We start from the raw sequence: 26,531 nt of genomic DNA on the forward strand, positions 1-26,531 counted from the left end.
TAACCGTGTGGGAGGGGGGGATTAAGTTGACTCATGATCGTGTCACCTCTCGATGAAGCGCAGGCCGCGCGCAAGGCTTCTTCACAGAAGCGGCGCGGCCCGCTGTACTACATTAGGTGCAACAAGTTACTGCTTCCAGGTATTTACTTCTGATACCCGGCTTGTTTCACGGCGCGATCGGCGGCGGCGTTGCCGGCCTTCAGCGCAGCGTCGACGGTAGTTTGCCCGGCGACCACGCCTGCAACCGACTGGCCGACCACGGTACCGAACGACTGGAACTCCGGAATCCCGACGAACTGCACGCCGGTGTACGGAATCTTCTGCATCGACGATTCGTTCGGGTTAGCCGACTCGATAGCGCTCAACACGAAGTCGCCGAACGGTGCGGCCTTCTTGTATTCCGGATTAGCGTAGGTCGACTTGCGCGTGCCCGGGGGAACCGATGCCCAGCCTTCGTCCTTCGCGGCCAACAGGATGTAGTCCTTCGAGGTCGCCCACGTCACGAACTTCTTCGCGGCGTCTTGCGACTTCGAGGTTTTCGGAATCGCGAGCGACCACGACCACAACCAGTGGTTGCCCTTCGGCGTGACCGCGACCGGCGCTGCCGCGAAGCCGATCTTGTCAGCCACTTGCGACTGCGCCTTGTTGTACAACATGCCCGCCGCCACCGTGGCGTCGATCCACATTGCGCATTTGCCCGAGGACATCAGCGTCAGGTTCTCGTTGAAGCCGTTCGAGCTCGCTCCCGGCGGCCCGTCGTTCTTCAGAAGGTCCGAGTAGAACGTGACCGCCTTGTGCCACTCCGGCGAGTCGAGTTGCGCCTTCCAGTTCTCGTCGAACCAGCGGCCGCCGAAGGTGTTCACCACCGTCGATACGAACGCCATGTTCTCGCCCCAGCCCGCCTTGCCGCGCAGGCAGATGCCGTACTGGCCTTTGGATTTATCGGTGAGCTTGTCGGCGAATTGCTTGATCTGGTCGTAGGTCGGCTGGTCCGGCATCTTCAGGCCAGCGGCTTCGAACAGGTCCTTGCGGAAGTACGTCATCGAGCTCTCGACGTAGAACGGCAGCGCGTACAACTGGCCGTTGTACGAGAGGCCGTCACGGGCGGTCTTCACGACGTCTTCGAGGTCGTAGTCTGCAGGCAGGTTCGTCATCGGCGCGAGCCAGCCGCGCTTGCCCCACTGCGGCGCTTCATACGTGCCGATCGCCATCACGTCGAACTGGCCGCTGTTCGTGGTGATGTCGGTGGTGGCGCGTTGGCGCAGCACGTTTTCTTCGAGAATGACCCACTTGAGCTGAATGTCCGGATTCGCTTTCTCGAACGCCGGCGACAGCTTCTTCAACTCGATCATGTCCGGGTTGTTAAGCGTCGCGATCGTCACGGTCGCGGCCTTCGCGGCGATTGGCGCGAGCGCGGCAATGGCGAATGCGGCGAATGCGAGCGAGCGCATCGGCAGGGTCTTAAAGGTGAAGTTGGCGCGTTTCATGTTGTTTCGTCTCCTTTATCGTTAGCACGGGCGCTGGTCTTGCGGGCTTGCCTGTTGCGTCGATCGTTGAACTGATCGTTGCGTTGCTTGAAGCAGTCGATACTCGTGTGTTGCGGTCTTGCGTTGATTGCCTTCGCTGCGGTGACTTCTAATGCTTAACTCCGTGTACGGTCCGGCGTGCGTTGCCGGCACGCACGAAGGTTCGGGCGCGCCAGACGCGCCATCAACTCATCCAGTTGCCGCCGTCCACGTTCAGTGTTTGTGCCGTGATGTAATCCGAATCCGCCGATACGAGAAACAGTGCCGCGCCCGTCAGGTCATTCGGCAGGCCCATGCGCCCGAGCGGCACGGCCTCGCCGACCAGGCGTTTTTTCTCGCCGAGCGGCCGGTTTTCGTATTTCGCGAAGAGCGCGTCGACGGTCTCCCACATCGGGGTATCGACGACACCCGGTGCGATGCTGTTCACGTTGATGCCATGCTTCGCCAAGCCCAGCGCGGCTGATTGCGTGTAGCTGATCACGGCGGCTTTGGTTGCGCAATAGTGGGAAACTAGCGCCTCGCCGCGACGCCCGGCCTGCGACGACATGTTCACGATCTTGCCGCCGCGGCCCTGCTCCACCATGCGCTTCGCGACGAGTTGCATCAGGAAGAACATGCCCTTCACGTTGACCGAGAAGAGGCGGTCGAAGATGTCCCAGGATTCATCGAGGATCGGGCGCATGTCGAACAGCGCCGCGTTGTTGAACAGGATGTCGATGCTGCCGAACTTCTCCACGGTAGACGAGACGATCCGCTCAAGGTCCTCGCGCTTCGTGACGTCGGCCCTCAAAGCCAGCACACGTCCGGCACTATCCAGGAAACGCTGCGCCAGTTCGGTTTCGTCCTTCAGATCGACGACAACCACCTTCGCGCCTTCCTCCAGAAATCGTTTCGTGACCGCTTCGCCAATTCCGCTGGCCGCGCCCGTCACGATAGCTACCTTGTCCTGCAATCTCACGGCTGTCTCCGGTTCGTCTCTGAGTCGACTTCGAAATCCACTCTTGACCGCGTTATGGTGAGCGAACGCTCTTTGCGCGATCAATTGCTCTCTGTGTGGTCGAATGATCGGTGACGCGTGAGACGGTGTCAAGGCACGCCGCCATGTTTCGATGCTGCGACGCGCAAAGCACCTCAAAACTGCGGGAAAACCCCAACCGGCGCGGGTTTGCGGGCATTTGGAAGGGCCCGGGACACGGGTTTGTCATGTGTCTGCGGATGCAAAATACAGTGATACGTTATATCATCACCAGCGGTTTGAACGGTCTTGGCCGAACGCGTTGTCCCGGCCGCCTCGCCTGCGGTGAGCGCACCCACGCGAGGTCATTTCGAGCGAGCAAGACGCCAACGCCGCCCACACCGTCAAGCCCTATCCAACCTCATTCCAGGAAACACCATGAGCAAACTTGCCGCCGCCATCCTGACCTGCGCCACTCTTTTATCCGCTGGCTTTTGCGGCACGGCCTCGGCGCAAACAGCGCGTCCCGGCGTGGTACCGGTGGTTGCGGCCGAGAATTTCTACGGCGATGTCGTGCGCCAGCTCGGCGGCAATCACGTTCAGGTGACCAGCATCCTGAGCAACCCGGACGAAGATCCGCATCTGTTCGAAGCCAGCCCGAAGACCGCGCGCGCGTTGCAGAACGCGGCGCTTGTCGTGTATAACGGCGCCGACTACGATCCGTGGATGGACAAGTTGCTGGCGGCATCGAAGGGAAAGGGGCGCACCACGATCGTCGCGGCGCAACTGATGGGCAAGAAATCCGGCGATAATCCGCATCTCTGGTACGACCCGGCGACCATGCCGACGGTGGCGAAAGCGGTGAGCCAGTATCTGGTCCAGGCGGACCCGGCGAACAAGGCCGACTACGACGCCCGTCTGGCGACGTTCCTGGCATCGGTGAAACCTGTCGACGATAAAGTCGCCGCGCTCAAAAGCCAGTACAAGGGCGTACCCGTGACGGCGACGGAACCGGTGTTCGGTTATATGTCCGACGCCATCGGCCTGGATATGCGCAATGCCCGCTTCCAGCTCGCCGCGATGAACAATACGGAACCGAGCGCGACGGACGTCGCTGCGTTCGAAAAGGATCTGCGCGAGCGTCGCGTGCACGTGCTGATCTATAACAGTCAGGCTACGGAAGCACTCACGAAGCGCATGTTGAAAGTTGCCCACGATTCACACGTGCCGAGCATCAGCGTCACCGAGACGCTGCCCGCCGGCAAGACCTTCCAGACATGGATGACGTCGCAACTCGACGCGTTGTCGGTTGCACTGCAGGGAAAAACACAATGACGTTCTGGTTCGGTTGGAAGTCCGCGCTTTCGGACGTCTTGCAATGACAGTGTCAGTGTCAGTGTCAATGTCAGCTAAAGCAGGCGCGCTAGAAGTCGAGCACGTTGCGCTCGAACTCGGCGAGCGGCCGATCCTTAAGGACGCCAGCTTCACGGTCGCGGCGGGCGAGTTTATCGGCGTGCTGGGTCCGAATGGCGCAGGCAAGACCACGCTGATGCGCGCGATGCTCGGTTTGCTGCCGTTATCGAAGGGAACGATTCGGGTGAACGGCGCGGCGGTCGTGCGTGGCAATCCATCGATTGGGTATATGCCGCAAACCCGCAGCGGTCTTGCTGGCCGGCATGTACGCGGCCGCGATTTCGTCGCGATGGCCGCCGATGGCCATCGCTGGGGCCTGCCGCGCCCGAATGCCGCGGCGCGTGCCGATGTGGATCGCGTGCTCGATCTGGTCGACGGCAAGACGCTCGCCACGCGGCCGTTATCCGAGTTATCCGGCGGCGAACGGCAGCGTTTGCTGCTTGCACAATGCCTGCTCGGCAACCCGAAACTGCTGCTCCTCGATGAACCCCTGATCAGCCTCGATCCGCGTCATCAAACCGGTGTCGTCGATCTTGTGCGGCGCGTGCAGCGCGAACTCGGCATCACCGTGCTGTTCTCCGCGCACGAACTCAACCCGCTGCTGAACGCCATCGATCGTGTGCTGTATCTCGGCAATGGGCGCGCGGCGCTCGGAACCATCGATGAAGTCATCACGAAGCCGGTTTTATCGCAGTTGTATGGATCGCCGATCGACGTCATGCGCGTGAACGGCCGCATCTTCGTGATGGCCGGCGACGTGGAAGTCGACAAGCTCGACCACGCGCACGAGGACGGTCCGGACGGCGATTCTCATACCCACGACCACGACCACGATCATGGGCACGGCCACCATCATCACCACACCGGAACGCATTCCCACGATGTTTGAATACGAGTTCATGCTCAACGCCTTCGCGGCGTCAGGGATTGTCGCGGTGCTGGCGGGCGTGGTCGGCTACTTTCTTGTGCTGCGCGGCCAGACCTTCGCGGGTCATGCGTTATCGCACGTGGGGTTCACCGGCGCGACCGGCGCGGTGCTGGTCGGCGTGTCGCCGCTCTGGGGCATGGTGGGTTTCACGCTCGCGGCGGGTATCGGCATGGGGGCGCTCGGCGAAAAGCTGACGGGACGCGATGTCGCCATCGGCGTGATCTTGACGTTGTCGCTGGGCTTCGGCTTGCTGTTCCTGCACTTCTTCACCGCTTATGCCAGCCAGGCGACCGCGCTGCTGTTCGGCAACGTGCTGGGGGTGAGTCATGAGACGCTCGTGGTGCTGATTGTGCTCACGGTGGTCAGTCTCGGCGCGCTCGCAATCATCATGCGACCGTTGTTGTTTGCTTCGCTGCAACCGGAACTGGCTGAAGCCAAAGGCGTCTCGCTGCGCCTCATGTCCATTTTGTTTCTGGCGATCACGTCGCTGGCGGTGGCTGCGTCGACGCAGATTGTCGGTGTATTGCTGGTCTTCGCGCTGATGGTGGGACCGGCGGCAGCGGCGCAAAACGTGACCACGCGGTTGTCGACCGGCGTGCTGCTCGCGGCGGTTTTCGCGCTCGCGCAAGCGTGGATCGGGTTGACGCTGGCGTATTACACCGACTGGCCAACGAGCTTCTGGATCACGATGCTCGCGGCGGGGGTTTATGGGTTGAGTTTGCTGGGACGGAAATGAATCGATATGCGGGATGGGATGGAAGCGCACCACGCGCTTCCGCCTGACCATCCATCACGCACACAACCTCCGTGCATGAAACGCAATATGCTCGCCGATGAACGTCGAGATGAAGTAATACCCGTGGTCATACCCCTCATGCCGGCGCAAAGTCACCGCCTGCCCTGCCGCCTTCGCCGCTGCTTCGAATATCTCCGGATGCAATTGCGTGGCGAGGAAGTTATCAGCGAGACCCTGGTCGATCAAGATCCCTCCTTCAAACTTTGACGCCACGTTCTTCACCAGTTCGCTTGCGTCGTACTGCTTCCACGTTTCTCGATCCTCACCGAGATAGCCTGAAAACGCCTTGATGCCCCACGGACATTGCGAAGGCGCAGCGATCGGAGCAAACGCCGATACCGACTTATAAATCTTCGGGTTCTTCAACGCGAGAACCAGCGCGCCATGGCCGCCCATTGAGTGACCAAAAATTCCCAGCCGATCCTCACGCACCGGCAATTCAGCCAGCACCGTCGCGCGCAGATCCTGCGTCACGTACGAGTACATCCGGTAATTGCGCGCCCACGGTTCCTGCGTGGCATCGACGTAAAATCCCGCACCCACGCCAAAGTCCCACGCCGCGCTTTCGTTCGGCACGCCTGCGCCGCGCGGGCTGGTATCAGGCGCGATCAACGCGATGCCATGCTCGGCCGCGCAACGCTGCGCGCCCGCCTTGATCGGGAAGGTCTCTTCCGTACATGTCAGGCCGGCGAGGTAAAACAGCGCAGGCACCTTTCCTTCCGATGCCTGTGGCGGCAGAAAGACCGAGAACCGCATCGGCAAGCCGATGGATTGCGAATCGTGTTTGTAGGTCCGCTGCACGCCGCCGCAACACCGATGTTCTTCCACAAGTTCCAGCATGGCTTTATCCCTTCTATTTTTGGCTGAAATGACGCGCGTGAAGGTTCAACGCCACACCTGCACGCTCACTATCTTTGACGCGACAAACCAGGTCGCATCATCTCAGCTAGTGGTTCGCTTACGGCCTCAGTACAACACTACCGAGCGGATCGACTCACCCTTCTTCATCAAATCGAAACCTTCGTTGATGCGCTCGAGCGGCAGCGTGTGCGTGATCAGGTCGTCGATATTGATCTTGCCTTCCATGTACCAGTCCACGATCTTCGGCACATCGGTACGGCCGCGCGCGCCGCCGAACGCCGAGCCCTTCCATTCACGGCCCGTGACCAACTGGAACGGCCGTGTGCTGATCTCTTCGCCCGCCGCTGCCACGCCGATAATGAACGACTGGCCCCAGCCCTTATGCGTGCATTCCAGCGCCTGACGCATCACTTTCGTATTGCCGATACATTCGAACGAATAGTCCGCGCCGCCATCGGTGAGTTGCACGATGTGATCGACGACATTCGGCACTTCGTTCGGGTTGATGAAGTGCGTCATGCCGAACTTCTTCGCGAGCTCCACGCGGCGCGGATTCAGATCGACGCCGATGATCTTGTCCGCTCCGACCATCTTCGCGCCCTGGATCACGTTCAAGCCGATGCCGCCCAGCCCGAACACGACCACGTTCGCGCCCGCCTCGACCTTCGCCGAATACACGACCGCGCCCACGCCCGTTGTCACGCCGCAGCCGATGTAGCAAATCTTGTCGAAGGGTGCATCTTCACGCACCTTCGCCACCGCGATCTCCGGCACCACGATGTAATTGGAAAACGTCGATGTCCCCATGTAATGGAACAGCGGTTTGCCATCGATGGAAAAACGCGACGTCGCATCGGGCATCAGGCCGCGGCCTTGCGTCGAACGGATCGCCTGGCACAGGTTGGTCTTGCGCGACAGGCAGAACTTGCACTGCCGGCACTCGGGCGTGTAGAGCGGAATGACGTGATCGCCCTTCCTTAACGTGCCTACGCCCGGACCGACATCCACAACAATACCCGCGCCTTCATGCCCGAGAATCGCCGGGAAAATGCCTTCCGGGTCCGCGCCCGACAGCGTGTAGTAGTCGGTGTGGCAAATGCCGGTCGCCCTCACTTCGATCAGCACTTCGCCGGCGCGCGGCCCTTCGAGATCCACTTCCTCGATAGTGAGCGGCTTTCCGGCTTCCCATGCAATGGCGGCTTTAGTCTTCATGTGATCGACTCCTGTCGTTGATCGTTGATTCAGAGTTCAGGGTTGGCTGGCGGCTGCGTTTCGTGCGCTTTTAAACGACGTTCAGTACTTCGTAGCATGCGCCCATCGTGTGATAGTCGACCTTGCCGGCCGGACTTTTTTCGTTGCTGTATTTCGTGTTGTCGCGCGCAAGTATTCGATACCACGCGCCCCACTTGTGATCGACGAAATGCTTCCAGCTATAGGCCCACAAGCGGTCGTAATCGTTCCAGTAACGCGCTGCCGCGACCGTATCGCCATCTCGCGCGGTACGATCGGCGAGCAATGCAGCGGTTGCCAGCGACTCTGCCTGGACCCAGAAATACTTGTCCTCGTCGTAGAACTGGCCTTTGACATCGAAGCCATACACCATCCCGCCGTGTTCGTGATCCCACGACAATTTCAGCGCGCGATCAAACAGTTCACGTGCACGCGCAACGTGCCACGCTTGCGGACGATGCCGGTCGAGAATCAGCAGCAGCTTGGCCCATTCGGTCTGATGGCCCGGCTGGAATCCCCACGGGCGGAAGATGTTGGTCTTGTCGCCCTTGTTGTATTCCCAATCCACCGACCAGTCCGGCTTGTAGTGTTCCCACACCAGCCCGCCAGCGAGCGCCGCCTGACGGTTCACCATGTTGTCCGCGAGCAGCGCGGCGCGGTCCAGATAACGCACATCCTGCGACGCCTCGAACGCGGCCAGCATTGCTTCGCAGGTATGCATGTTGGCGTTCTGCCCGCGATACTCCGACACCACCCAGTCCGAGCTCGCTTCGTCCTTGTACAGGCCGTGGGCTGCGTCCCAGAAGTGCGTTTCCATCAGGTCCCAAGTCTCTTCCAGATAAGCGCGCGCCTCTTCGAAGCCTGCTTCCAGCGCCTTCGCATACGCCAGCACAACGAACGCGAGGCCGTAGCAATGATTGGTGGCGTCGGTGACGTCGCGGCCGTTGAGCGTCCACGCGTAACCGCCAGTTTGCGGATTGCGATGAGACTCACGCAAGTATTCAACGCCATGCCGCACGCCACCGCGGTACTCATCGAGCCCGAAATGTTTGTACGCCATCGCGTAGTTGAAAACGAACCGCGTGCTCGACACGAGATGCCGCGACTTGCGATCGTAGATCGTGCCATCGTCCTTGTAGAAATGATAAAAGCCGCCCGCCGGATCCATGCAGTGCGGGTGATAAAACGTCATGGTCCGCAAAACGTGATCGAGCAGGAACTCACGCGAACGGAAGTCGGAATTTGGATTCGGGGACGTGGTTGTATCGGACATATTTCGTATGAGGTTCTTCGCGCTTCCTTAGGGATTCGCGTGCGGCGTTAGTTTAAGCGGACGTCGACAATGTGCGTCAAAACCAGCTCGCGTTACGCTGGTATAAATCGATGAAACGCGCATGGCGGACCGCCAGATCCGCATCGGCATTCGGCGATGCAACCAGCGTCGCCGATGGCGCCAGTGCCGCCAGATCCGCCGCGTGCCAATGGCCGATGGCGATACCACCGAGTATCGCCGCACCGCGTGTCGCTGCGTTCGGACAGTCGACCGCTTGCAGGTCGGCGTCGAGTGCGTCGGCCAGAAGCTGGCGCCAGCGCGGATCGATGGAACCACCGCCGGCGAGCCGCAGGGTTCGTACCACGGCCGATGGTCCCGCATTCGCGCGAATCGCGTCGAGCCCGGCGCGCAACGCGAACGCCACGCCTTCGAAGGCCGCGCGCATCATCGTGCCGCGGGTATCGCCGAGACCGAGGCCGAGCCAGCCGCCCCTCGCCGATGGGTTCATCCACGGCGAACGCTCACCGCTCAAGTACGGTAAAAACGTCACGCGCGCGGACGGCGCCGCGCTGAACGCGTCTTCATAAGCGCTCGGCCAGTTGTCGTAGCCGAGCCAGCCGCGCACTGCTTCAAGCGCCACACCCACGTTCTGCATGGCAGCCATCCGATACCACTGGTCAGTCGCCGCGCGATACGCGTGCAGCCCGATGACGGACTCAGGCGCATCCGTCGACATCACCACGATCTGACCGCCGCTGCCGGTGGTCAGCAGCGCGTCGCCGTCGGCGTATAGACCGCTGCCGAGCGCGGCACAAGCAGTATCGCCCGCACCGACAGCCAGCACGATGCCCGCGCGCAGGCCGAGCAATTTCGCGGCATCGGCGTTCAACGTACCGGCCGCTGCATACGATGGCGCAAGCGGCGCGAAGCACTCGCGTCGCAGCCCGATTCCGGTAATCAACGCGTCGTCCCACACGCCGGACGGCGCGGCGAGCGCGGTGGCGCAGGCGTCCGACGGATCGGTGCAGACTTCGCCGCCTAATGCCGTGCGCAGCCAGTCTTTCGGTTGCAAGGCCCAGCGCGTTTGACTCATCAACATCGGGTCATTCACCGCGAGCCAGCGCAGCAACGGACCGGCCATGCCGGGTGCAACAGGATTCGGTTGCGGCGAGCTCCACGCGTCGAGCAGATCGAGCGCGCGCGTGTCGGGCCATAACATCGCGGGACGCAGCGCCCGGTTGTTCTCGTCGGCGATCACCACGCCATGCATCTGCCCCGAGAAACCAATCGCGCCGACGGCTTCGCGCTCGTTCGCCGGCAAGCGCGCGGCGGCATCCCGCAACGCGTTCCACCATGCGTCAACGGGTGTTTCGGCCCAGCCGGGATGCGGCGTCGTGACCACGTATGCAGCGCTCGCGAATGCGCGCTCGTGACCGTCTTCATCGACGATAGCCAGTTTCAGCGACGCAGTGCCCAGATCGATGCCGAGAAAACGCATGGAAATTTGTAGAAAAAGTGAGCGCAAAAAACGGTTGCGACGGGTTTACCCGCTGCTCTCGTCGCGTGTAGAAAAAACAGACTATGCGGGGCGACGGATAACCATCATAACCACGCCTCGCATTCGAAGCCCCCGGCAAGCGCGACATAAATCGTCCTTCGCCCGCCAGCCGCGGCTTCACGGCACCAGACGCGATATTAAGGCACTAGCACCATATCAGCGCGGCTAAGGGGGCCATACGCCAACGTCGACTTGTTCTCGCTTTTTGCGCCGCTTACCTTGAATCGCTAATTCGACACGCTCGGATCAAACAGCAAACAACTTGCATGGGACAGGAGACAGAGACGACATGGCATCAACCCCGGTTCATCCGTGCGACGAACGCTTACCCGCCGCCCAGTTGCTGACACTAGGCATCCAGCATGTACTCGTGATGTACGCGGGAGCCGTCGCGGTCCCGTTGATCCTCGGCGCGGCGCTCAAGCTGCCGAAAGACCAGATCGCCTTCCTCATCAGCGCCGACCTGTTTTCGTGCGGCGTCGCGACGCTTATCCAGACCTTAGGCTTGTGGATCTTCGGCATCCGCTTGCCCGTGATCATGGGCTGCACGTTCGCTGCCGTTGGTCCGATGGTCGCCATCGGCACGAATCCGGGGCTCGGCATTCTCGATGTATTCGGCGCGACGATCGCGGCGGGTATCGTGGGAATTTTCCTCGCGCCGATGATCGGTAAATTGTTGCGCTTCTTTCCACCTGTGGTGGTCGGGACGGTGATCGCAGTGATCGGACTGTCGCTGATGGGCGTCGGCATTAACTGGGCGGCCGGTGGTGTCGGTAATCCTGAGTACGGCAACCCGGTGTATCTGCTGCTGGCGCTCGTCGTGCTCGTGCTGATCCTGATGATCAACAAGTTCGGACGCGGCTTTGTCGCGAATATATCGGTGCTGCTGGGAATCGTGGCGGGGTTCGGGATTGCTGCGTCACTCGGTCGTGTCGATCTCGACGGCGTGACGAACGCGCCGTGGGTCGGCATCGTGCTGCCGTTTCATTTCGGCTTGCCGCACTTCGACCCGCTTTCCATCGCGACGATGATCATCGTCATGTTCGTCACGTTCATTGAATCGACGGGCATGTTCCTCGCCGTCGGCGACATGGTCGAGCGTCCCGTCGATCAGGACGCGCTCGTGCGCGGGCTGAGAGTGGATGGATTGGGGACGCTGATTGGCGGGATCTTCAACTCGTTTCCGCATACTTCGTTTTCGCAGAACGTCGGGCTGATCGGCGTCACGGGCGTGAAAAGCCGGTTTGTCTGTGCGACCGGCGGCGTGATTCTTGTCGCGCTGGGGCTGTTTCCGAAGATGGCGCAGGTAGTGGCGTCGGTGCCGCCGTTCGTGCTCGGCGGCGCGGGCATCGTGATGTTCGGCATGGTCGCGGCGAACGGGATCAAGGTGCTGTCGAAGGTCGATTTCGTGAAGAATCACCACAACCTGTTTATCGTCGCGGTGAGTATCGGCTTGGGACTCGTGCCGGTCGTCGCGCCGAAGTTCTTCTCGCAGTTACCGCACGCGCTCGAACCCATTCTGCATAGCGGAATCTTGCTGGCGTCGGTATCGGCGGTGCTGCTGAATATTGTGTTCAACGGGGTGAAGAAGGAACGCGAGGCGACTTGCGCGATCCATCGTGCAGGAAGCGATTTTGATGGGACGGCGAAGGTTGAGCATTGAGGAATCGTCCATAAAATTCCCTGTGCGAATTGCTGTTAGTGCAGACCTGAGAGATCAAAAAAGAAAACCGCAGCCCCAAAAGGCTGCGGTTTTTCAACATCTGAACCACGTACAACTTTACCCCGCCGATCCCACTGCTTTCCCGTCGGCATCAACCTGGGGCTTTGCTGGCACCAGATGCTGCACCGGCACCAGCTTCGCGGGACCTGCCGCAGCCGAGCTGACCGTCGTACCCGAAGCCGCAGGCGCGACAGCCGCCGTCGGTGTCCCGATATCGTGGTAATTCGGCATCTGATCAGACGGACGCGGCTGATCGCCGGCATGCTCGATCCAACCGCCACCCAACTCGCGATACAGATCCACGAGATTCGTCGCCCGGTTCAGCCGCGCCGTGATCAGCAACTGCTGCGCGGTGTACAGATTGGTCTGGGCCGTCAGCACGCTCAGATAGTTGTCCACGCCGTTGCGATACCGCATGTCCGACAGCTCCAGCCCGCGCGCCTGCGACCTCACATATGCCTCGAGCGCCTTGATCTGCTCGTCGTAAGTCCCACGCGCGGCCAGGCCATCGGCCACTTCGCGGAATGCGGTCTGGATCGCCTTCTCGTAATTCGCGATGTCGATGCGCTTCTGGATCTGCGCGATATCCAGGTTGGCAAGATTCGTCCCGCCTTCGAAAATCGGAATCGAGATCTGCGGCGCGAACGACCAAGCCGCCGAACCTGGCTTGAACAATCCGCCAAGCGACGGCGACAAGGTGCCAAAGCTGCCCGTCAGCGAAACCTTCGGGAAAAACGCCGCGCGCGCCGCGCCGATATTCGCATTCGATGCGAGCAGCGTATGCTCCGCCGACGCAATATCCGGACGCCGCGTGAGCAGGTCCGAAGGCAGCCCGGCGGGGATATCGGTGAGCAGGTTCTGGCTGTCGAGCGGCAAACCCGTCGGTAAATCTCCCGGCAACGGCTCGCCGATCAACAGCACCAGCGCATTCTCGGCTTGTGCCCGCAGACGCAATTGCGCCTGCAGGTTGGCGGCGGCCGTTTCCACAACGCCCTCCGACTGACGCACGGCGAGTTCAGTACCCACGCCGTTATCGAATTGCACCTTCGTGATCCGATACGACTCCTCCGCCGTCTTCAGCGTATTACGCGTGACGGTGAGCAGATCGTCGTCCGAGAGCATCGTCAGGTACTGGTCGGCGACTTGCGACACCAGCGAGATTTCCGCCGCCTTGCGTGTTTCCGCGAGCGCGAAATATTGCTCGAGCGCCTGATCCTTCAAACTCTGGATCCGCCCGAAGAAGTCGATTTCCCACGAAGCATTCACCCCGACCGAATACTGGTTCGAGATGGTCAGCCCGGTCGACGACAGATCCTTCGGCGTACGCGACTTGCTTTGCGACCCGACTGCGTCGAGCGTGGGCATCAACTGGGCACGCTCGATCTGATACTGCGCGCGCGCAGATGCCACATTGAGCATGGACACGCGCAGATCGCGGTTGTTTTTCAGCGCGATTGCAACGATCTGCTGCAAGCGTGCATCGACGAAGAAATCGCGCCAGCCAATGTCCACCGCGGGCTTTGCCTGCACCGAACCGCTCGGTGAGGCCGACGATGCTGCGTTCGGCTGCTTGTCATAAATGCCGCCCGTCGGGAACGTCTGGTCGACGGGCGCCGCCGGGCGCTCGTACTTCGGCGCCATCGTGCAGCCAGCCGCGAAAAGCGCGACCGCTGCCGCTATCAAGGAGTGTTTTAGCATCTCAATGTCCTTCCTTGGCCGGAGCCGCCGTGCCGCCGTGGCCACCATTGCCGCCGTTGCCGTCGCCGTCGTGGTTGTGTACCGGCGCTCCCTTGTCGTGGCTGATCTTGCTGATCACGACGAAGAACATCGGGATCATGAAAATCGCGAGGAAAGTTGCGGTCAACATCCCGCCGATCACGCCCGTACCAATTGCGTGCTGGCTCGCCGAACCCGCGCCGTTACTGATTGCAAGCGGCAACACGCCGAGAATGAACGCCAGCGACGTCATCAGGATCGGGCGCAACCGCTGGCGCGCCGCTTCCATTGCCGCTTCCACCGTGGTCCTGCCCTGACTGCGCAAATCGCGTGCAAATTCCACGATCAAAATTGCGTTCTTCGCCGACAACCCCACCGTGGTCAGCAAGCCGACCTGGAAGAACACGTCGTTTTCCAGCCCGCGCAACGTAGCCGCGAGCAACGCCCCCAAAATACCGAGCGGCACGACCATGATCACCGAGAACGGAATCGACCAGCTTTCATACAACGCCGCAAGACACAAGAACACGACGAGAATCGAGATGCCGTACAAGATTGGCGCCTGCGAACCCGACTGGCGTTCCTGCAGCGACAAGCCTGTCCATTCGTAGCCGATACCTGCCGGCAACTTCGCCGCGATCGCCTCAATAGCCTGCATGGCCTGACCCGTCGACTTGCCCGGCGCTGCCGCACCCTGGATTTCCACCGCGGAAATACCGTTGTAGCGTTCGAGCTTCGGCGAGCCGTAGATCCATTCGCCCGTACCGAATGCACCGAACGGAACCATCGCGCCGGCGCTATTGCGCACGTACCACTTGTTCAGGTCTTCCGGGTTCATGCGGAACTGCGCGTCGCCCTGTACGTAGACCTTCTTGATCCGGTTATCGACGTCCAGGAAGTTGTTCACGTACGACGAAGCCCACGCGATCGAGAACACGTTGTCGATGGTCGCAGGCGACAGACCCAGCGCATTCGCCTTCTCGCGATCCACGCTCACCTTGAACTGCGGCGTATCGTTCAGGCCGTTTGGACGAACCTGCGCGAGCGTCGGGTCCTTCGACGCCATGCCGAGCAGCATGTTGCGCGCTTCCATCAGCTTCGCGTGACCGAGACCCGAGCGATCCTGCAACTCGAAGTCGAAACCTGAAGCCGTGCCCAGTTCCGGAATCGACGGCGGATTGACCGGGAAGATCATCGCGTCCTTATAGCTGGCGAAGTGCCCGAACATCCGTCCGACCAGCGCGCCCACCTTCTGGTCCGCCCGCTGCCGCAGCGCGTAGTCCTTCATCCGCACGAATACGAGGCCCGAGTTCTGGCCGCGACCCGCGAAGCTGAAACCGTTCACGGTAAATACGGCGTCCACGACTTCTTTCTGGTCCGTCAGGAGCCAGTTGGAAACATCGGCAAGAACCTTGGCCGTGCGCTCCTGCGTCGAACCCGCCGGTGCCTGGACGAGCACGAACATCGTGCCCTGGTCTTCGTCAGGCAAGAACGACTTCGGCAGGCGGACGAACAGGAAACCCACCGCGACGATCACCACCAGATAGATGATCAACCAACGGCCCGAACGCCGGATAACGTGCTGCACGCCGCTGTGATACTTGTCCTGGCTTCTTGCGAAATTGCGGTTGAACCAGCCGAAGAAACCCTTCTTCTCGACGTGATGATCCTTGTCGATCGGCTTCAGGATGGTCGCGCACAATGCCGGCGTCAAAATCAACGCGGTCAGCACGGACAAGATCATGGCCGCGACGATGGTTAGCGAGAACTGCCGGTAGATCGCGCCCACCGAACCGCCCGAGAACGCCACCGGCACGAACACGGCCGACAGCACGAGCGCCACGCCAACCAGCGCGCCGGTAATCTGTTCCATCGCCTTGCGGGTGGCGTCCCTTGGAGACAAGCCCTCCTCGGCCATCACCCGCTCGACGTTTTCCACCACCACGATCGCATCGTCCACCAGCAAGCCGATGGCGAGCACCAGCCCGAACATGGAGAGCGTATTGATGGAGAAGCCCACCAGCCCCATGACCGCGAAGGTGCCCAACAGCACGACCGGCACGGCGATGGTCGGGATCAGCGTGGCCCGCAGGTTCTGCAGGAACAGGTACATCACCAGGAACACCAGCACGATCCCTTCGATCAGCGTCTTGACCACTTCCTCAATAGACAGCTTCACGAACGGCGTGGTGTCGTACGGATACTTTACGACTAGGCCCGGCGGAAAATACTTCGACAGGTCGTCGATCTTCGCGCGGACCGCCTTCGCGGTGTTCAGCGCGTTGGCGCCCGTGGCAAGCTGGATACCAAAGCCAGCGGTCGGCTGACCGTTGTACTTCGTGTCGAAGTTGTAGTTCTCACCGCCCAGCTCGATGCGCGACACGTCCTTCAGCCGCACTTGCGAGCCATCCTGATTCACCTTCAGCAGGATGTTGCCGAACTGCTCAGGCGTTTGCAGCAGCGTGGCTTCCGTGATGGTTGCCTGCAGCATCTGGCCCGGCACCGCCGGCGTACCGCCCAGACCGCCGCCTGCCACCTGCACGTTCTGTGCAGAGATGGCTGCCGTCACGTCGACCGGCGTCAAGGCGTAGTTGTTCAGCTTGGTTGCATCCAGCCAGATCCGCATGGCGAATTGCGAGCCGAACAACGTCACCGTACCCACCCCGTCGATACGGCTGACCGGATCTTCCACCTTCGACGCCACGTAGTTAGCGAGGTCGTAACGGCCCATGCTGCCGTCTGTGGAAACGAACGCCATCACCATCAAGAAGCTGCTGCTCGACTTCGTCACCTTGGAGCCAAGCTGCTGAACGGCTTGCGGCAAGAGCGGCGTCGCGAGTTGCAGCTTGTTCTGCACCTGCACCTGCGCGATGTCCGGATTCGTGCCGGCCGCGAACGTCAGCGTAATGGTGGCCGTACCGGAGTCGTCACTGGTGGAAGACAGGTACAGCAAGTGATCGAGGCCGCTCATCTGCTGCTCGATCACCTGCGTTACCGTGTTTTCCACCGTGCTGGCGGACGCACCCGGGTACGTAGCACTGATCTGAATGGCCGGCGGCGCGATCGTCGGATACTGCGCGATCGGCAAGGTGAAGATCGAAGCGATCCCCGCCAGCATCAGAATAATGGCGATCACCCACGCAAAAATCGGGCGATCGATAAAGAACTTTGCCATGAAACAGGCTCCCTTTTAGTGCGCCTGATTACGCGCCTGACGCCGCGGATGCGGGTGCCGGATTGCTCGAAGCCGCCACGCCGCTCGCGCCAGCGTCCGCTGCCGCAGGGGCCGCACCTGGAGCCGCCGCCGCAGCGGCGCCGGATGCCGGTTGAGCCAGCTGTGCGTCGACAGCCTTCACGGTTGCACCGGGCCGCGCTTTTTCCGTCCCTTGCACGATCACGCGATCGCCCGCGTTCAGGCCGCTGTCCACTACCCACTTGTCGCCGTACGTGCCCGAGGTCACCAGCTGGCGCAGCGTCACCTTATTGTCCGGACCAACCACGAGTGCTGTCGGCTGCCCCTTCTGGTCATGCGTCACGCCGATTTGCGGCACCACGAGGGCTTTGTTGTTTACGCCTTCGTCGATACGCGCACGCACGAACATGCCCGGCAACAACACGCGGTCCTTGTTCGGGAAAATCGCGCGCACGGTCACCGAACCGGTGCCCTGGTCCACGCTCACGTCGGAGAACTGCAGCTTGCCTTCCTCCGAATACGTGCGGCCGTCTTCCAGGATCAGCGTGACCTTGGCGGCGTTGACGCCGCTGGTCTGCAAGCGGCCTTCCTGAATGTCGCGACGCAGCTTCAGACCGTCCACGCTCGATTGCGTCAGGTCGACATAGACCGGATCGAGCTGTTGAATCGTGGTGAGCAGCGTGGCGGCGCTAGCCTGCACGTAAGCGCCCGGGGTTACCTGCGACAAACCCGTGCGGCCCGTAATAGGCGACACGACGTCCGTATAACCGAGGTTGATCTGCGCGGTATCGACAGCCGCCTTGCCCGACGCGACGTCGGCTACGGCCTGGCCTTGAGTCGCCACGGCGTTGTCGTAGTCCTGCTTGCTGACCGCGTTTGCCGCGACCAGGATCTTGTAACGCGCCGCCAGGGCGTTCTGGGTGACCACGTTGGCCTGCGCCTTCGCAAGCGTGGCCTTGGCGGTATTCAGTGCCGCAATGTACGGCGCCGGATCGATCTTGTAGAGCCGCTGGCCGGCCTTTACGTCCGCGCCTTCCGTGAATTCACGGCGCAGCACGATGCCGTCGACCCGTGCGCGCACCTGGGCGACGAGAAACGCGCTCGTGCGGCCGGGCAGTTCGCTCACAACAGGGACGGTTGTAGGCTGGATGGTGATGACCCCGACTTCGGGCGTCTGGGGCGGCGGTGCCGATGGTTTTTGTCCGCAGGCTGCAAGAATCACGGCAGCCGTCGCGGCACTGATTAAGCGGAATGGAACCCGTTCGACGCGCATGGAGCGACCTCTGTCAAAGACTGAGATTGAAATAAGTGCGCGGCCACCTCTTCTGCGGGCGGACCGCTACGAGCGTCTGACGACGCTTTACCAGTAGCCAGTGGGCGCAAAAACCGGTGCCCCGACCATCATTCGTCCTCCGCGCCGGGAGTCGTCCGGGGAGTCGTCCCTCGGTACGGCTACCGCTGACAACGGCCTTGGGATGGGCCACGCGGACGGACGGCGGAATGAAAGCTGTGTCGGATATTAACCGGTCAGTGCTACTTGGGCTATCGTTGGACGGATGGTATTGTATATACATTCATGAACGAACGTAAAAGAGACGATCGTACGTGAACAAGAGCAGTGCGAGGGGAATCGTCTCGATGGGCCGGTGAGCGATGAACAAATGCATGACGTCGCTGCAGTGCAACGTAAGAAAGTGCGTAATTTACTGCGCTTGAGCAAGCAAGCTGGAACCCACAAAACAATGGTCAGACGAACCAAGGAAGAAGCAGCGGAGACGCGCAACAGTATTCTCGATGCAGCCGAGCGGGTGTTTTTCGAGAAAGGCGTTTCACGCACCACACTGGCTGACATCGCGCTGGAAGCCGGCGTTACGCGCGGTGCAATCTACTGGCATTTTGCGAACAAGGGCGATTTGTTCACCGCCATGTTCGACCGCAGCCTGTTACCGCTTGATGAACTGATCGAAGCGACGCTCGACAGAAATGAGTCCGATCCGCTCGGCCGGATCCGCGACATTTTCATCTGGTGCATGCGCAATATCGCGCTCGACGACCAGCGCCGGCGCGTATTCGACATCCTGTTTCTGAAATGTGAGTTCGTGGAGGACATGGGGCCGGTGCGCGAACGGCATCAGACCAACATGCGCGAGGGAATTGAAAAGATCGAGCGCGGGCTGAGCAATGCCGTCGATAAAGGCCAGTTGCCGCCCACGCTCGATACGCGCCATGCCACCACCATGCTGCACGCGCTATTTACCGGCATTCTCTACGATTCGCTGATGTTGCCTGAGAGCATCGACCTCAAGAACGACGCCGAGCGCCTGATCGATTCCTGTCTCGACGTGATGCGCTATAGCCCCAAGATGCTGCTTCCCGGCGAATCAATCTAGACAAAGTGTCCGCGGTGCTACCGCAGGCCGTAGTGCTGCGCGAGAAACAGAAACACGGCGACACAGCCGATCATCGCGGCCCACGCCCATGCGGGCAGGCTGTGCGGATGCGGATGGCGAGGCGTGTGACCGGGCAGCCGATGCCGCAACACCCCGCCGATAACATCGGCCGCCGCCGCTCGCGCTTTATGCGCCGCAGGCGTTCCGGGTCGGGCAAACGCCGCCGACATGGTGATAGGCCGCAAGAACACATGGCGCCGCGAGACGGCGGGTTCCGGCGCAAGCGCTGCGGGCTGGCCGTGTTTCGCGCGTACGACTTCACAGAATTCGGCGAAAAAATCGTCGGCGACTTCACGCAGCGCGTTTTCGATCTGGCGTGTCGGCAAACCCGCTAGCGGACCCGAAAGCGTCGCCCACACGGTGTATTCGATCCACGTCGATAAACCGTTCGCGTCTGGAATCAGCGCCACGGCGATCTGGCCGCGCAACGATCCCACCCCTTCGCCACGCGCCTTGAAACTGAGGGTTTGCGCGTCGACATCGCCGGCTGGATCGTCATGGCGCGGCAAGCGCGTGGCGCCTGCCACATGTGCCCTGATCATGTAGCGCGCCCGCAGCGCGCCGAGCGGCACCGTGAGCGTCAGCGTGTATTCGCCGCCGGCAAGACGCACCATGGATTCGCAGTTATCGAGACTCGCGCGCACCAGCGCTAGGTCCCCCAAGGCTTCGCGCACCTGGGCAGGTTCGAGCGGGATGCGTAAGGCATCGGCGACTTCCATCAGACCCTCCCCTGCATAGCGCCCACTTTATTGATATTGATCTGGCGAGCCCGGTTTCGAGTCCGGCTCGCATCCGCCCATTCGCGTTTCAGGTACCGGCCGTCTCGTCGATACGATCCACCCGCGTCGGATGGAACGCGAAATAGTTCTTGATCTGCGCGACACGTTCCATCGGCTGCTCGTAGCTCCAGACCGCATCTTCGACCGGGCCGTCCTCAGTCAGCAGATGGTAGTACGTAGCGTCGCCTTTGTAAGGGCAATATGAGGTATGCGTGGATTTGGCGAGGCGCGCCATGTTGACGTCGGTGCGAGGGAAATAATGCACCGGGTCGTGTCCCGATTCCGTCAGCGTCAGGGCCGCGTGCGTATCGGCGAAGGTCACGCCCTGATGAATCACGCGATGACGTCGCGTATTCAGCGAGATTTCGATGTGGTGCGTGTCGGTATTCATCGCGCGCTCCCGGTCCAAAAAACAAACGGCCGCCGCTGGATTGCAGCAACGGCATAAAAAAGCCACGGGTTTTCCGGGACCCGTGGCTTTCATTATGAGACAACTTCGGGGTGCTTGTGCAAGCGCCGCGAATCGCATTGGCGCCTACGCCACACTTACAGCCGAGCCGCAGGCCTTTGTTTCATATGCGGTTTTGCGTACGGTGGCCTGCAGCGGCTCGTGATGGATCTTCAGGTTGGCTTACTGAATGGACCAGTGGAAATCGGCCTTCGCCTTGCCGTTTCCTGCCACCGTCACCGTCTGCTTCTTTTCCGAATCCTTGTATCGCGCGTACACCGTGTAGCGGCCTGGCGGCAGCTTCACCAGCATGTACGGACCCATGGCGTCGGTTTTGAGCACCTCGGCGTTCTTTTCATCCGCAATACGCACGTGGACATCGGCGAGATAGTCGGCAGTCGGCCCCGTAAAGCGCAACGACAGCGGCCAGTGCGCCTGCTCGCGAATCAACGCGTGTGATTCGTCCAGCCCCACCCCGCCGGACGTGAACGACACAGCGCCCTGCGTCTGGACTTGCGGCAGGCCTCCGCCGTTCGTATTGCCAGCGCTGCTCATGTCGCTCGTTTCCGCGCTCGAGGCCTGGGCGAACGCGCCGCCTGCCATCCCGAACGTCATCACGGCAGCGAGCATCGCGACCGAAGCCTTCGCAGCGGCAGGCCGGGTGCGTTTAGTAAATACGTGGGTGTTTGCTTCAGTCGCTGCATTAGTCGTCTTGGTCATCGTGTTCAGCTCCTTATGGACTTCAGACGCCTTCATCGGCGTTCCGCTTGCCTCGGCGCCGTCCCGCGAGTGATGTTTCGGACAGCCGGCCGAAGCGGCTCGGGAAAGAAACAAGCAGCACAGTTCGTGCCTGCATCCCACCCTATTTATTCAGGGCGGCGCCGTTGCCTTGCCGTCAGCCGCGCCGGCAAGCCGCCCTGTTCCCGTGCGGGCAAAGAAATTGGCTGAAAATCAGCCGAGATCCACCGGCACGAAGATCTGCGCATCGTCGCGCTGGATCAGCAACGCGATGCTGTCGCCCGCGTGAGCCACCATCGTCTTCAATTGCTGCACGTTCGTGACCGGCTGACCATTGACCGCCAGGATCACGTCGCCAGCCTGGATGCCCGCGCTTTCCGCCGCGCCGCTCGCTTGCTGCACGAGCAAACCGCGTGACAGCGACGCGCTCTGCCTCTCTTCAGGCGTCAGCGGCCGGACCGCGACACCCAACCGCGCATCTTGCGACGCAGAATCGCCCTTGTCGGCGTTATCGCCCGCGCTTGCAGTCTTGGCATCGGACAGCGCACCGACGGTCACACTCAGGTCCTTCGTGCTCTTGTCGCGCCAGACCTGCACTTTCGCCGTGGTGCCCGGCGCGAGACCCGCCACCTGCGACGGCAACGCGTTCGAGTCCGCTACCGGCTGGCCGTTGAGCGAGAGGATCACGTCGCCGGGCTGGAGGCCAGCCTTCGCCGCCGGACCGCCCGCTTCGATCGAACTCACCAGCGCACCGTTCGGGCTTTGCAGGCCGAACGACTTCGCGAGCGTCTGGTCCATGCCCTGCACGGTCACGCCAAGACGGCCGCGATCCACATGCCCGGTCTTCACCAGCGCATCCTTCACCTTGATTGCCTCATTGATCGGGATAGCGAACGAAAGTCCCTGGAAGCCGCCGGTCTGTGAATAGATCATCGAGTTGATGCCGATCACTTCGCCTTGCAGATTGAAGAGCGGGCCGCCCGAGTTACCCGGGTTCACCGGCACGTCGGTCTGAATAAACGGCGTGTAATTCTCGTTAGGCAGCGAGCGCGATTTCGCGCTGATGATGCCGGACGTCACGGTGTTGTCGAAACCGTAAGGCGAGCCGATAGCCACCACCCACTGGCCGACCTTGCTGCCGTTAGGATCGCCGATCTTCACGACAGGCAGGTTCTTTGCATCGATCTTCAGCACTGCGACATCCGATTGCTTGTCCGCGCCGACCACCTTCGCGCGGTATTCGCGCTTGTCGGTGGTCTTGACCGTGACGACGTTCGCGCCGTCCACCACATGCGCGTTGGTCAGGATGTAGCCGTCGCTGCTCACGATAAAGCCCGAACCGAGGCTTTCGCTGGGGGTATCGGCGGCATTCTGGCCGTTGCCGTCACCGCCCATGCCCGGTACACCGTTACCGTAAAAATGCTTGAAGAACTGATAGAACGGATCGCTCGGATCGATCGGCAATTGCGGATTGCCCCCGTTCAGGCCATTGCGGCGCGACGCGGTCTTCACCACGTGTTTCGCGCTGATGTTGACCACCGCCGGGCCGTAGGTTTCGACCAGGCCGGAGAAATCCGGAATGCCGGTCTTCGCAGCGGCTTCGGCCGGCATCATCGCGGCTTGCGCCGGTGCGATGACCTGCGGTGCCGGCACGTTCCTGTTACCAGCCACGTAACCCGCCGACAAGGCGACAACAACGGCCGCCGCAATCGCGCTGCGGGAAATGATCTTCGCTTTCATCGTGAGCTCCTCGGGGATGCGCTTCAGAATGAAACGAAGCGTACGAGGCGCCGCTTAAAAGGTACTTAAAGCGGGGGCTTTAAGCCGATTTAAATTGAATCGAGACCAGCAAACCGCCGCTTTTCGATTCGGCGAGCGACACCGTTGCGCCATTCTGGGCGGCGATCCGGCGCACGATGGCAAGACCCAGGCCGCTCCCCGCCACGTCCGTGCGCACCCGGTTCGCCGTCGCTCCCACGCGATAAAACCGGTCGAACACGCGCTCGCGTTCCTCGGCGGGAATGCCCGGGCCGTTATCGGCGATTTCCACTATCGGGCTGCCGTCTTGCACGCGCAGGCAGACATCGACACGGCCACCGCCTGGCGTGTATTTCGTGGCGTTATCGATGAGATTGTTGAACATCACGCGCAACGCGTTGGCATCGCCGGAAATGGTCGCCAGCTCGTTCGCCTCGATGCCCAGGTCTACACAGCGCTGTTGCGCCACCAGCACGGAGGCGCCAACGCATTCGTCCAGCAGCGCATGCAGGTCCACGGGAGTGGTCGTGCTCTTGCCGTCGGGCTCCGAGCGGGCAAGCGCAAGCAGTTGTTCAGCGAGGCGCGTGGCGCGCGTGATGCCCGCTTGCAGGTCGTCGAGCGCTTCCTTGCGCGATTCGTCGTCCTTCGCGCGCGCCACCAGTTGCGCCTGGATCTGCACGGCGGCGAGCGGCGTGCGCAGTTCGTGGGCGGCATCGGCGACGAAGGCCTTTTGGGTATCGAGCGCGGTCGCGAGGCGGGCGAGCAGCGCGTTCAAGGCGCGCACGACGGGTACGACTTCTTCCGGCAAGCGGTTGTCGGGTAAAGGCTCAAGCGCTTCTGGATGACGCGTGTCGAGCGCACGCGTGACGCGTTGCAGCGGCATCAAACCCCGTCCGACGATGATCCATATCGCCATGCCGAGCAGCGGCAACAGCACCACGAGCGGCCACAAGGTTCGCCACGCGACGCCCGCTGCGAGGCGGTTGCGGATGGACAGCGGCTGGGCCAGCTGGACGACGTTGTCGCCGACGATCGCGCTGTAGACGCGCCATACGCCGCGCGGTGTGGCTTCGGTGGAAAAGCCCAGCTCCGCGTGCGGCGCGAGCGGCACGCGCGGGTGCGAGTAGTACATGAGCACGCCGTTGCGGTTCCATATCTGGATCACGACGCCTTCGTCGCTGTCACTGCGCGATTGCAGCACCGACGAAAACGGCTCCGATGGCAGCGCGGCCGCGATCTGTTCCAGTTGGTAATCGAAGAGTTCGTTCGCTTCGGCCAGCGCCTGACGGTAGATCAGCCAGCCCGCAAACCCCACGCCGACGATCACCAGTGCCAGCAGCCAGACCAGCAGTTGGCGGCGAATGGAATGCATCAGGCTTCCTTCGACACCATATAACCCAGGCCACGGACGTTGCGGATAAGGTCGGGCCCGAGCTTTTTGCGCAGCGAATGGATGTAGACCTCGACCGTGTTACTGCCGATTTCCTCACCCCATCCATAGATTTTTTCTTCGAGCTGACTCTTCGATAAAACCGCGCCCGGGCGAGCCATCAGGGCTTCGAGCAGCGCGAATTCGCGGGCTGAAAGAGCGACTGCGTTGCCGTCCAGTGTGACCTGGTGGCCCACGGGGTCGAGCGTCAGCGCGCCGTGGCGGATCAAGGAGTCTCCGCGGCCGGCATGGCGGCGGATCAACGCTCGCATACGCGCGCCCAGTTCGTCGAGATCGAAAGGTTTGACGAGGTAGTCGTCAGCGCCGGCATCCAGGCCTTTTACGCGGTCTGCAATGGCGTCTCGGGCCGTGACTATCAGCACGGGTAGCGCGTTGCCCTTTGCTCTCAAGCTCTTGAGGACGTCGAGCCCGTCGCGTTTCGGCAGGCCCAGGTCCAGCAGCATGAGGTCGTAAGGTTCGCCGCCCACCGCGGTCAAGGCCGTTTCACCGTCCTGCACCCAGTCCACTGCGAACCCGTCGCTGCGCAACGCCTTGCGGACGCCTTCCGCAATCATTCTGTCATCTTCTACCAGTAGGATTCGCATCGATTTGGGTCACGGCTTTTCTCGGCTTTGCAGCCCGGATGCTTATTCTAGCCGGGTAGACTGAGGCGGGGCTTAAAGGGGACTTAAGACGCGGGACGGCGGCTTCCCCTCAATGCACCTGCTAACGCCCGCTGCTGAACCCATCGAAGAATGATTGCGCGTTCACTTCCAGCGTATCGATGTGATACCCGCCTTCCTGCACGATTAGCGTCGGCAATTTCATCGCGCCGATCTTTCGGCCCAGCTTGCCGAAACCTTCGGTGCTCACCGCGACCATCGACTGCGGATCGTCCTTGTAGATGTCAAAGCCGAGCGCCAGGACCAAGGCATCCGGTTGAAAGCGATCAAGCACGCGCGCGGCGGCATCGAGTCGATCGAAAAACACGTCCTCCGATGAACCATGCGGCATCGGCAAATTTACGTTATAGCCCTCGCCGGCGGCCGCTCCATGCTCGTCATCGAATCCGGCAACAACGGGATAGAAGTTCGTCGGGTCGCCGTGAATCGATACATACAAAACATCGCTGCGGTCGTAGAAGATTTCCTGCACGCCCTGGCCGTGATGCATGTCGGTATCGAGGATGGCTACACGGCCGTACTTCTCTCGTAACGCCTGCGCCGCGATAGCCGCATTGTTCAAGTAGCAGAAACCACCCGCCGCTTCAGCCCGCGCATGATGGCCCGGCGGCCGGCACAGCGCGTACGCCTCACGCTCGCCTCCGATGATCGCGCTCGCGCCCGCGAGCGCGCTTTGCGCCGACCAGTAGGCGGATTCGTAAGTGTCGGGGCCGACCGGGCAACTGCCATCGGCAAGATAACGCGCTGCCTGCCCAAGCACGCCACGCAGCGGGTTGTTCTCGCGGATGTACACGTTCGACATCACTTCGTCGCCCCAATCGGCCGGCACTTTCTTCCACTCGCGATGCGCTTCCTCAAGGAAGCGCAAGTAGTTCATGCCGTGGACCGCGGCGAGCGGCGCAGCGCCAAAGTCGGCAGGTTCGCGCACATCGAAACCCATTGCCTTCGATGCCTCGACCAGCCGCAACGCGCGCTCCGGAATCTCCTGCGGCGTGCGCATCTGGCCACGCGAAAGATAGGTGCGCGGATGATGTTTCAGCTGCGCAGGATGGAAGTAAGTCAGCATTGTCGGGT

General features: G+C 61.5%; 21 protein-coding genes. 5 read left to right on the forward strand and 16 right to left on the reverse strand.

Annotated elements, in window-relative coordinates; genetic code table 11:
• Window positions 1–143 precede the first annotated feature (143 nt).
• Window positions 144–1,451 carry a sugar ABC transporter substrate-binding protein gene (locus M0D69_RS08785; RefSeq protein ID WP_301781771.1) on the reverse strand — a complete coding sequence of 436 codons (1,308 nt, stop codon included), beginning with the start codon at window positions 1,449–1,451 and terminating at the stop codon, window positions 144–146.
• Window positions 1,452–1,710: 259 nt separating this feature from the next.
• The gene (locus tag M0D69_RS08790) at window positions 1,711–2,484 is read right to left on the reverse strand and encodes an L-iditol 2-dehydrogenase (RefSeq protein ID WP_301781646.1); all 774 of its coding nucleotides are present in this window, start codon (window positions 2,482–2,484) and stop codon (window positions 1,711–1,713) included.
• 435 nt (window positions 2,485–2,919) lie between these two features.
• Here M0D69_RS08790 and M0D69_RS08795 point away from each other — a divergent pair, with 435 nt between their 5' ends.
• From M0D69_RS08795 to M0D69_RS08805, 3 genes are all read left to right on the forward strand, one after another.
• Window positions 2,920–3,816 (forward strand): metal ABC transporter solute-binding protein, encoded by an 897-nt coding sequence (locus tag M0D69_RS08795; protein WP_301781647.1) that lies wholly within the window; start codon window positions 2,920–2,922, stop codon window positions 3,814–3,816.
• A gap of 67 nt (window positions 3,817–3,883) precedes the next feature.
• Window positions 3,884–4,783, forward strand: a complete 900-nt coding sequence (locus M0D69_RS08800) for a metal ABC transporter ATP-binding protein (RefSeq protein ID WP_301781648.1) — start codon at window positions 3,884–3,886, stop codon at window positions 4,781–4,783.
• A complete protein-coding gene (locus M0D69_RS08805; RefSeq protein ID WP_301781772.1) occupies window positions 4,776–5,558 on the forward strand; it encodes a metal ABC transporter permease in 783 nt (260 codons plus the stop codon). The genes M0D69_RS08800 and M0D69_RS08805 overlap by 8 nt, the downstream gene beginning before the upstream one ends.
• Before the next feature lie 54 nt (window positions 5,559–5,612).
• On the opposite strand, the gene fghA is transcribed toward M0D69_RS08805, so the two are convergent.
• The 4 genes from fghA to M0D69_RS08825 form a co-directional block, all read right to left on the reverse strand.
• The gene (gene fghA / locus M0D69_RS08810; protein ID WP_301781649.1) at window positions 5,613–6,458 is read right to left on the reverse strand and encodes an S-formylglutathione hydrolase; all 846 of its coding nucleotides are present in this window, start codon (window positions 6,456–6,458) and stop codon (window positions 5,613–5,615) included.
• Between the two features lie 126 nt (window positions 6,459–6,584).
• Window positions 6,585–7,691, reverse strand: a complete 1,107-nt coding sequence (locus tag M0D69_RS08815) for an S-(hydroxymethyl)glutathione dehydrogenase/class III alcohol dehydrogenase (RefSeq protein ID WP_301781650.1) — start codon at window positions 7,689–7,691, stop codon at window positions 6,585–6,587.
• A gap of 70 nt (window positions 7,692–7,761) precedes the next feature.
• Entirely contained in the window at window positions 7,762–8,982 is a 1,221-nt protein-coding gene (locus M0D69_RS08820; RefSeq protein WP_301781651.1) for an AGE family epimerase/isomerase, read from the reverse strand.
• Between the two features lie 76 nt (window positions 8,983–9,058).
• The gene (locus M0D69_RS08825) at window positions 9,059–10,480 is read right to left on the reverse strand and encodes a xylulokinase (protein WP_301781652.1); all 1,422 of its coding nucleotides are present in this window, start codon (window positions 10,478–10,480) and stop codon (window positions 9,059–9,061) included.
• 349 nt (window positions 10,481–10,829) lie between these two features.
• Here M0D69_RS08825 and M0D69_RS08830 point away from each other — a divergent pair, with 349 nt between their 5' ends.
• Window positions 10,830–12,203, forward strand: a complete 1,374-nt coding sequence (locus tag M0D69_RS08830; protein ID WP_301781653.1) for a nucleobase:cation symporter-2 family protein — start codon at window positions 10,830–10,832, stop codon at window positions 12,201–12,203.
• A 117-nt stretch (window positions 12,204–12,320) separates the two neighbouring features.
• On the opposite strand, the gene M0D69_RS08835 is transcribed toward M0D69_RS08830, so the two are convergent.
• From M0D69_RS08835 to M0D69_RS08845, 3 genes are read right to left on the reverse strand one after another with little or no spacing between them, the layout of a single operon-like run.
• Complete coding sequence (locus tag M0D69_RS08835; protein ID WP_301781654.1) at window positions 12,321–13,961, reverse strand: efflux transporter outer membrane subunit; 1,641 nt, start codon at window positions 13,959–13,961, stop codon at window positions 12,321–12,323.
• A 1-nt stretch (window position 13,962) separates the two neighbouring features.
• Entirely contained in the window at window positions 13,963–17,154 is a 3,192-nt protein-coding gene (locus M0D69_RS08840; RefSeq protein ID WP_301781655.1) for an efflux RND transporter permease subunit, read from the reverse strand.
• A 28-nt stretch (window positions 17,155–17,182) separates the two neighbouring features.
• Window positions 17,183–18,445: an efflux RND transporter periplasmic adaptor subunit gene (locus M0D69_RS08845; protein ID WP_301781656.1), complete on the reverse strand. Its 1,263-nt coding sequence runs from the start codon at window positions 18,443–18,445 to the stop codon at window positions 17,183–17,185.
• Window positions 18,446–18,914: 469 nt separating this feature from the next.
• Between M0D69_RS08845 and M0D69_RS08850 the strand changes: the two genes are divergently transcribed.
• Window positions 18,915–19,562, forward strand: coding sequence for a TetR family transcriptional regulator (locus tag M0D69_RS08850; protein ID WP_301781657.1), 648 nt, complete (start codon window positions 18,915–18,917; stop codon window positions 19,560–19,562).
• A gap of 17 nt (window positions 19,563–19,579) precedes the next feature.
• Here M0D69_RS08850 and M0D69_RS08855 read toward each other — a convergent pair whose 3' ends face one another.
• The 7 genes from M0D69_RS08855 to M0D69_RS08885 form a co-directional block, all read right to left on the reverse strand.
• Window positions 19,580–20,341 (reverse strand): CoxG family protein, encoded by a 762-nt coding sequence (locus M0D69_RS08855; protein ID WP_301781658.1) that lies wholly within the window; start codon window positions 20,339–20,341, stop codon window positions 19,580–19,582.
• A gap of 88 nt (window positions 20,342–20,429) precedes the next feature.
• Entirely contained in the window at window positions 20,430–20,792 is a 363-nt protein-coding gene (locus M0D69_RS08860; RefSeq protein WP_301781659.1) for a DUF427 domain-containing protein, read from the reverse strand.
• Between the two features lie 240 nt (window positions 20,793–21,032).
• Window positions 21,033–21,479 (reverse strand): carboxypeptidase-like regulatory domain-containing protein, encoded by a 447-nt coding sequence (locus M0D69_RS08865; RefSeq protein WP_301781773.1) that lies wholly within the window; start codon window positions 21,477–21,479, stop codon window positions 21,033–21,035.
• Between the two features lie 321 nt (window positions 21,480–21,800).
• Window positions 21,801–23,327: a DegQ family serine endoprotease gene (locus M0D69_RS08870; RefSeq protein ID WP_301781660.1), complete on the reverse strand. Its 1,527-nt coding sequence runs from the start codon at window positions 23,325–23,327 to the stop codon at window positions 21,801–21,803.
• A 79-nt stretch (window positions 23,328–23,406) separates the two neighbouring features.
• Window positions 23,407–24,717 (reverse strand): HAMP domain-containing sensor histidine kinase, encoded by a 1,311-nt coding sequence (locus M0D69_RS08875; RefSeq protein WP_301781661.1) that lies wholly within the window; start codon window positions 24,715–24,717, stop codon window positions 23,407–23,409.
• Window positions 24,717–25,379: a response regulator gene (locus M0D69_RS08880; protein WP_047895847.1), complete on the reverse strand. Its 663-nt coding sequence runs from the start codon at window positions 25,377–25,379 to the stop codon at window positions 24,717–24,719. Before M0D69_RS08880 ends, M0D69_RS08875 begins: the two co-directional genes overlap by 1 nt.
• Before the next feature lie 121 nt (window positions 25,380–25,500).
• Window positions 25,501–26,523, reverse strand: coding sequence for a histone deacetylase family protein (locus tag M0D69_RS08885; protein WP_301781662.1), 1,023 nt, complete (start codon window positions 26,521–26,523; stop codon window positions 25,501–25,503).
• Window positions 26,524–26,531 lie beyond the last annotated feature (8 nt).

This window comes from Caballeronia sp. SEWSISQ10-4 2, assembly GCF_030464885.1.
In the GTDB taxonomy this organism is placed as follows: domain Bacteria; phylum Pseudomonadota; class Gammaproteobacteria; order Burkholderiales; family Burkholderiaceae; genus Caballeronia.

What these genes read in the sequence shown, in the direction of transcription:
- M0D69_RS08785 (WP_301781771.1), bottom strand. Translation starts at nt 1,451, where the DNA reads ATGCGCTCGCTCGCATTCGCCGCATTCGCCATTGCCGCGCTCGCGCCA.
- M0D69_RS08795 (WP_301781647.1), top strand. Translation starts at nt 2,920, where the DNA reads ATGAGCAAACTTGCCGCCGCCATCCTGACCTGCGCCACTCTTTTATCC.
- M0D69_RS08860 (WP_301781659.1), bottom strand. Translation starts at nt 20,792, where the DNA reads ATGAATACCGACACGCACCACATCGAAATCTCGCTGAATACGCGACGT.
- M0D69_RS08855 (WP_301781658.1), bottom strand. Translation starts at nt 20,341, where the DNA reads ATGGAAGTCGCCGATGCCTTACGCATCCCGCTCGAACCTGCCCAGGTG.
- M0D69_RS08885 (WP_301781662.1), bottom strand. Translation starts at nt 26,523, where the DNA reads ATGCTGACTTACTTCCATCCTGCGCAGCTGAAACATCATCCGCGCACC.
- M0D69_RS08815 (WP_301781650.1), bottom strand. Translation starts at nt 7,691, where the DNA reads ATGAAGACTAAAGCCGCCATTGCATGGGAAGCCGGAAAGCCGCTCACT.
- M0D69_RS08830 (WP_301781653.1), top strand. Translation starts at nt 10,830, where the DNA reads ATGGCATCAACCCCGGTTCATCCGTGCGACGAACGCTTACCCGCCGCC.
- M0D69_RS08840 (WP_301781655.1), bottom strand. Translation starts at nt 17,154, where the DNA reads ATGGCAAAGTTCTTTATCGATCGCCCGATTTTTGCGTGGGTGATCGCC.
- M0D69_RS08865 (WP_301781773.1), bottom strand. Translation starts at nt 21,479, where the DNA reads ATGCTCGCTGCCGTGATGACGTTCGGGATGGCAGGCGGCGCGTTCGCC.
- M0D69_RS08805 (WP_301781772.1), top strand. Translation starts at nt 4,776, where the DNA reads ATGTTTGAATACGAGTTCATGCTCAACGCCTTCGCGGCGTCAGGGATT.
- M0D69_RS08880 (WP_047895847.1), bottom strand. Translation starts at nt 25,379, where the DNA reads ATGCGAATCCTACTGGTAGAAGATGACAGAATGATTGCGGAAGGCGTC.
- M0D69_RS08835 (WP_301781654.1), bottom strand. Translation starts at nt 13,961, where the DNA reads ATGCTAAAACACTCCTTGATAGCGGCAGCGGTCGCGCTTTTCGCGGCT.
- M0D69_RS08850 (WP_301781657.1), top strand. Translation starts at nt 18,915, where the DNA reads ATGGTCAGACGAACCAAGGAAGAAGCAGCGGAGACGCGCAACAGTATT.
- fghA (WP_301781649.1), bottom strand. Translation starts at nt 6,458, where the DNA reads ATGCTGGAACTTGTGGAAGAACATCGGTGTTGCGGCGGCGTGCAGCGG.
- M0D69_RS08820 (WP_301781651.1), bottom strand. Translation starts at nt 8,982, where the DNA reads ATGTCCGATACAACCACGTCCCCGAATCCAAATTCCGACTTCCGTTCG.
- M0D69_RS08875 (WP_301781661.1), bottom strand. Translation starts at nt 24,717, where the DNA reads ATGCATTCCATTCGCCGCCAACTGCTGGTCTGGCTGCTGGCACTGGTG.
- M0D69_RS08870 (WP_301781660.1), bottom strand. Translation starts at nt 23,327, where the DNA reads ATGAAAGCGAAGATCATTTCCCGCAGCGCGATTGCGGCGGCCGTTGTT.
- M0D69_RS08825 (WP_301781652.1), bottom strand. Translation starts at nt 10,480, where the DNA reads ATGCGTTTTCTCGGCATCGATCTGGGCACTGCGTCGCTGAAACTGGCT.
- M0D69_RS08845 (WP_301781656.1), bottom strand. Translation starts at nt 18,445, where the DNA reads ATGCGCGTCGAACGGGTTCCATTCCGCTTAATCAGTGCCGCGACGGCT.
- M0D69_RS08800 (WP_301781648.1), top strand. Translation starts at nt 3,884, where the DNA reads ATGTCAGCTAAAGCAGGCGCGCTAGAAGTCGAGCACGTTGCGCTCGAA.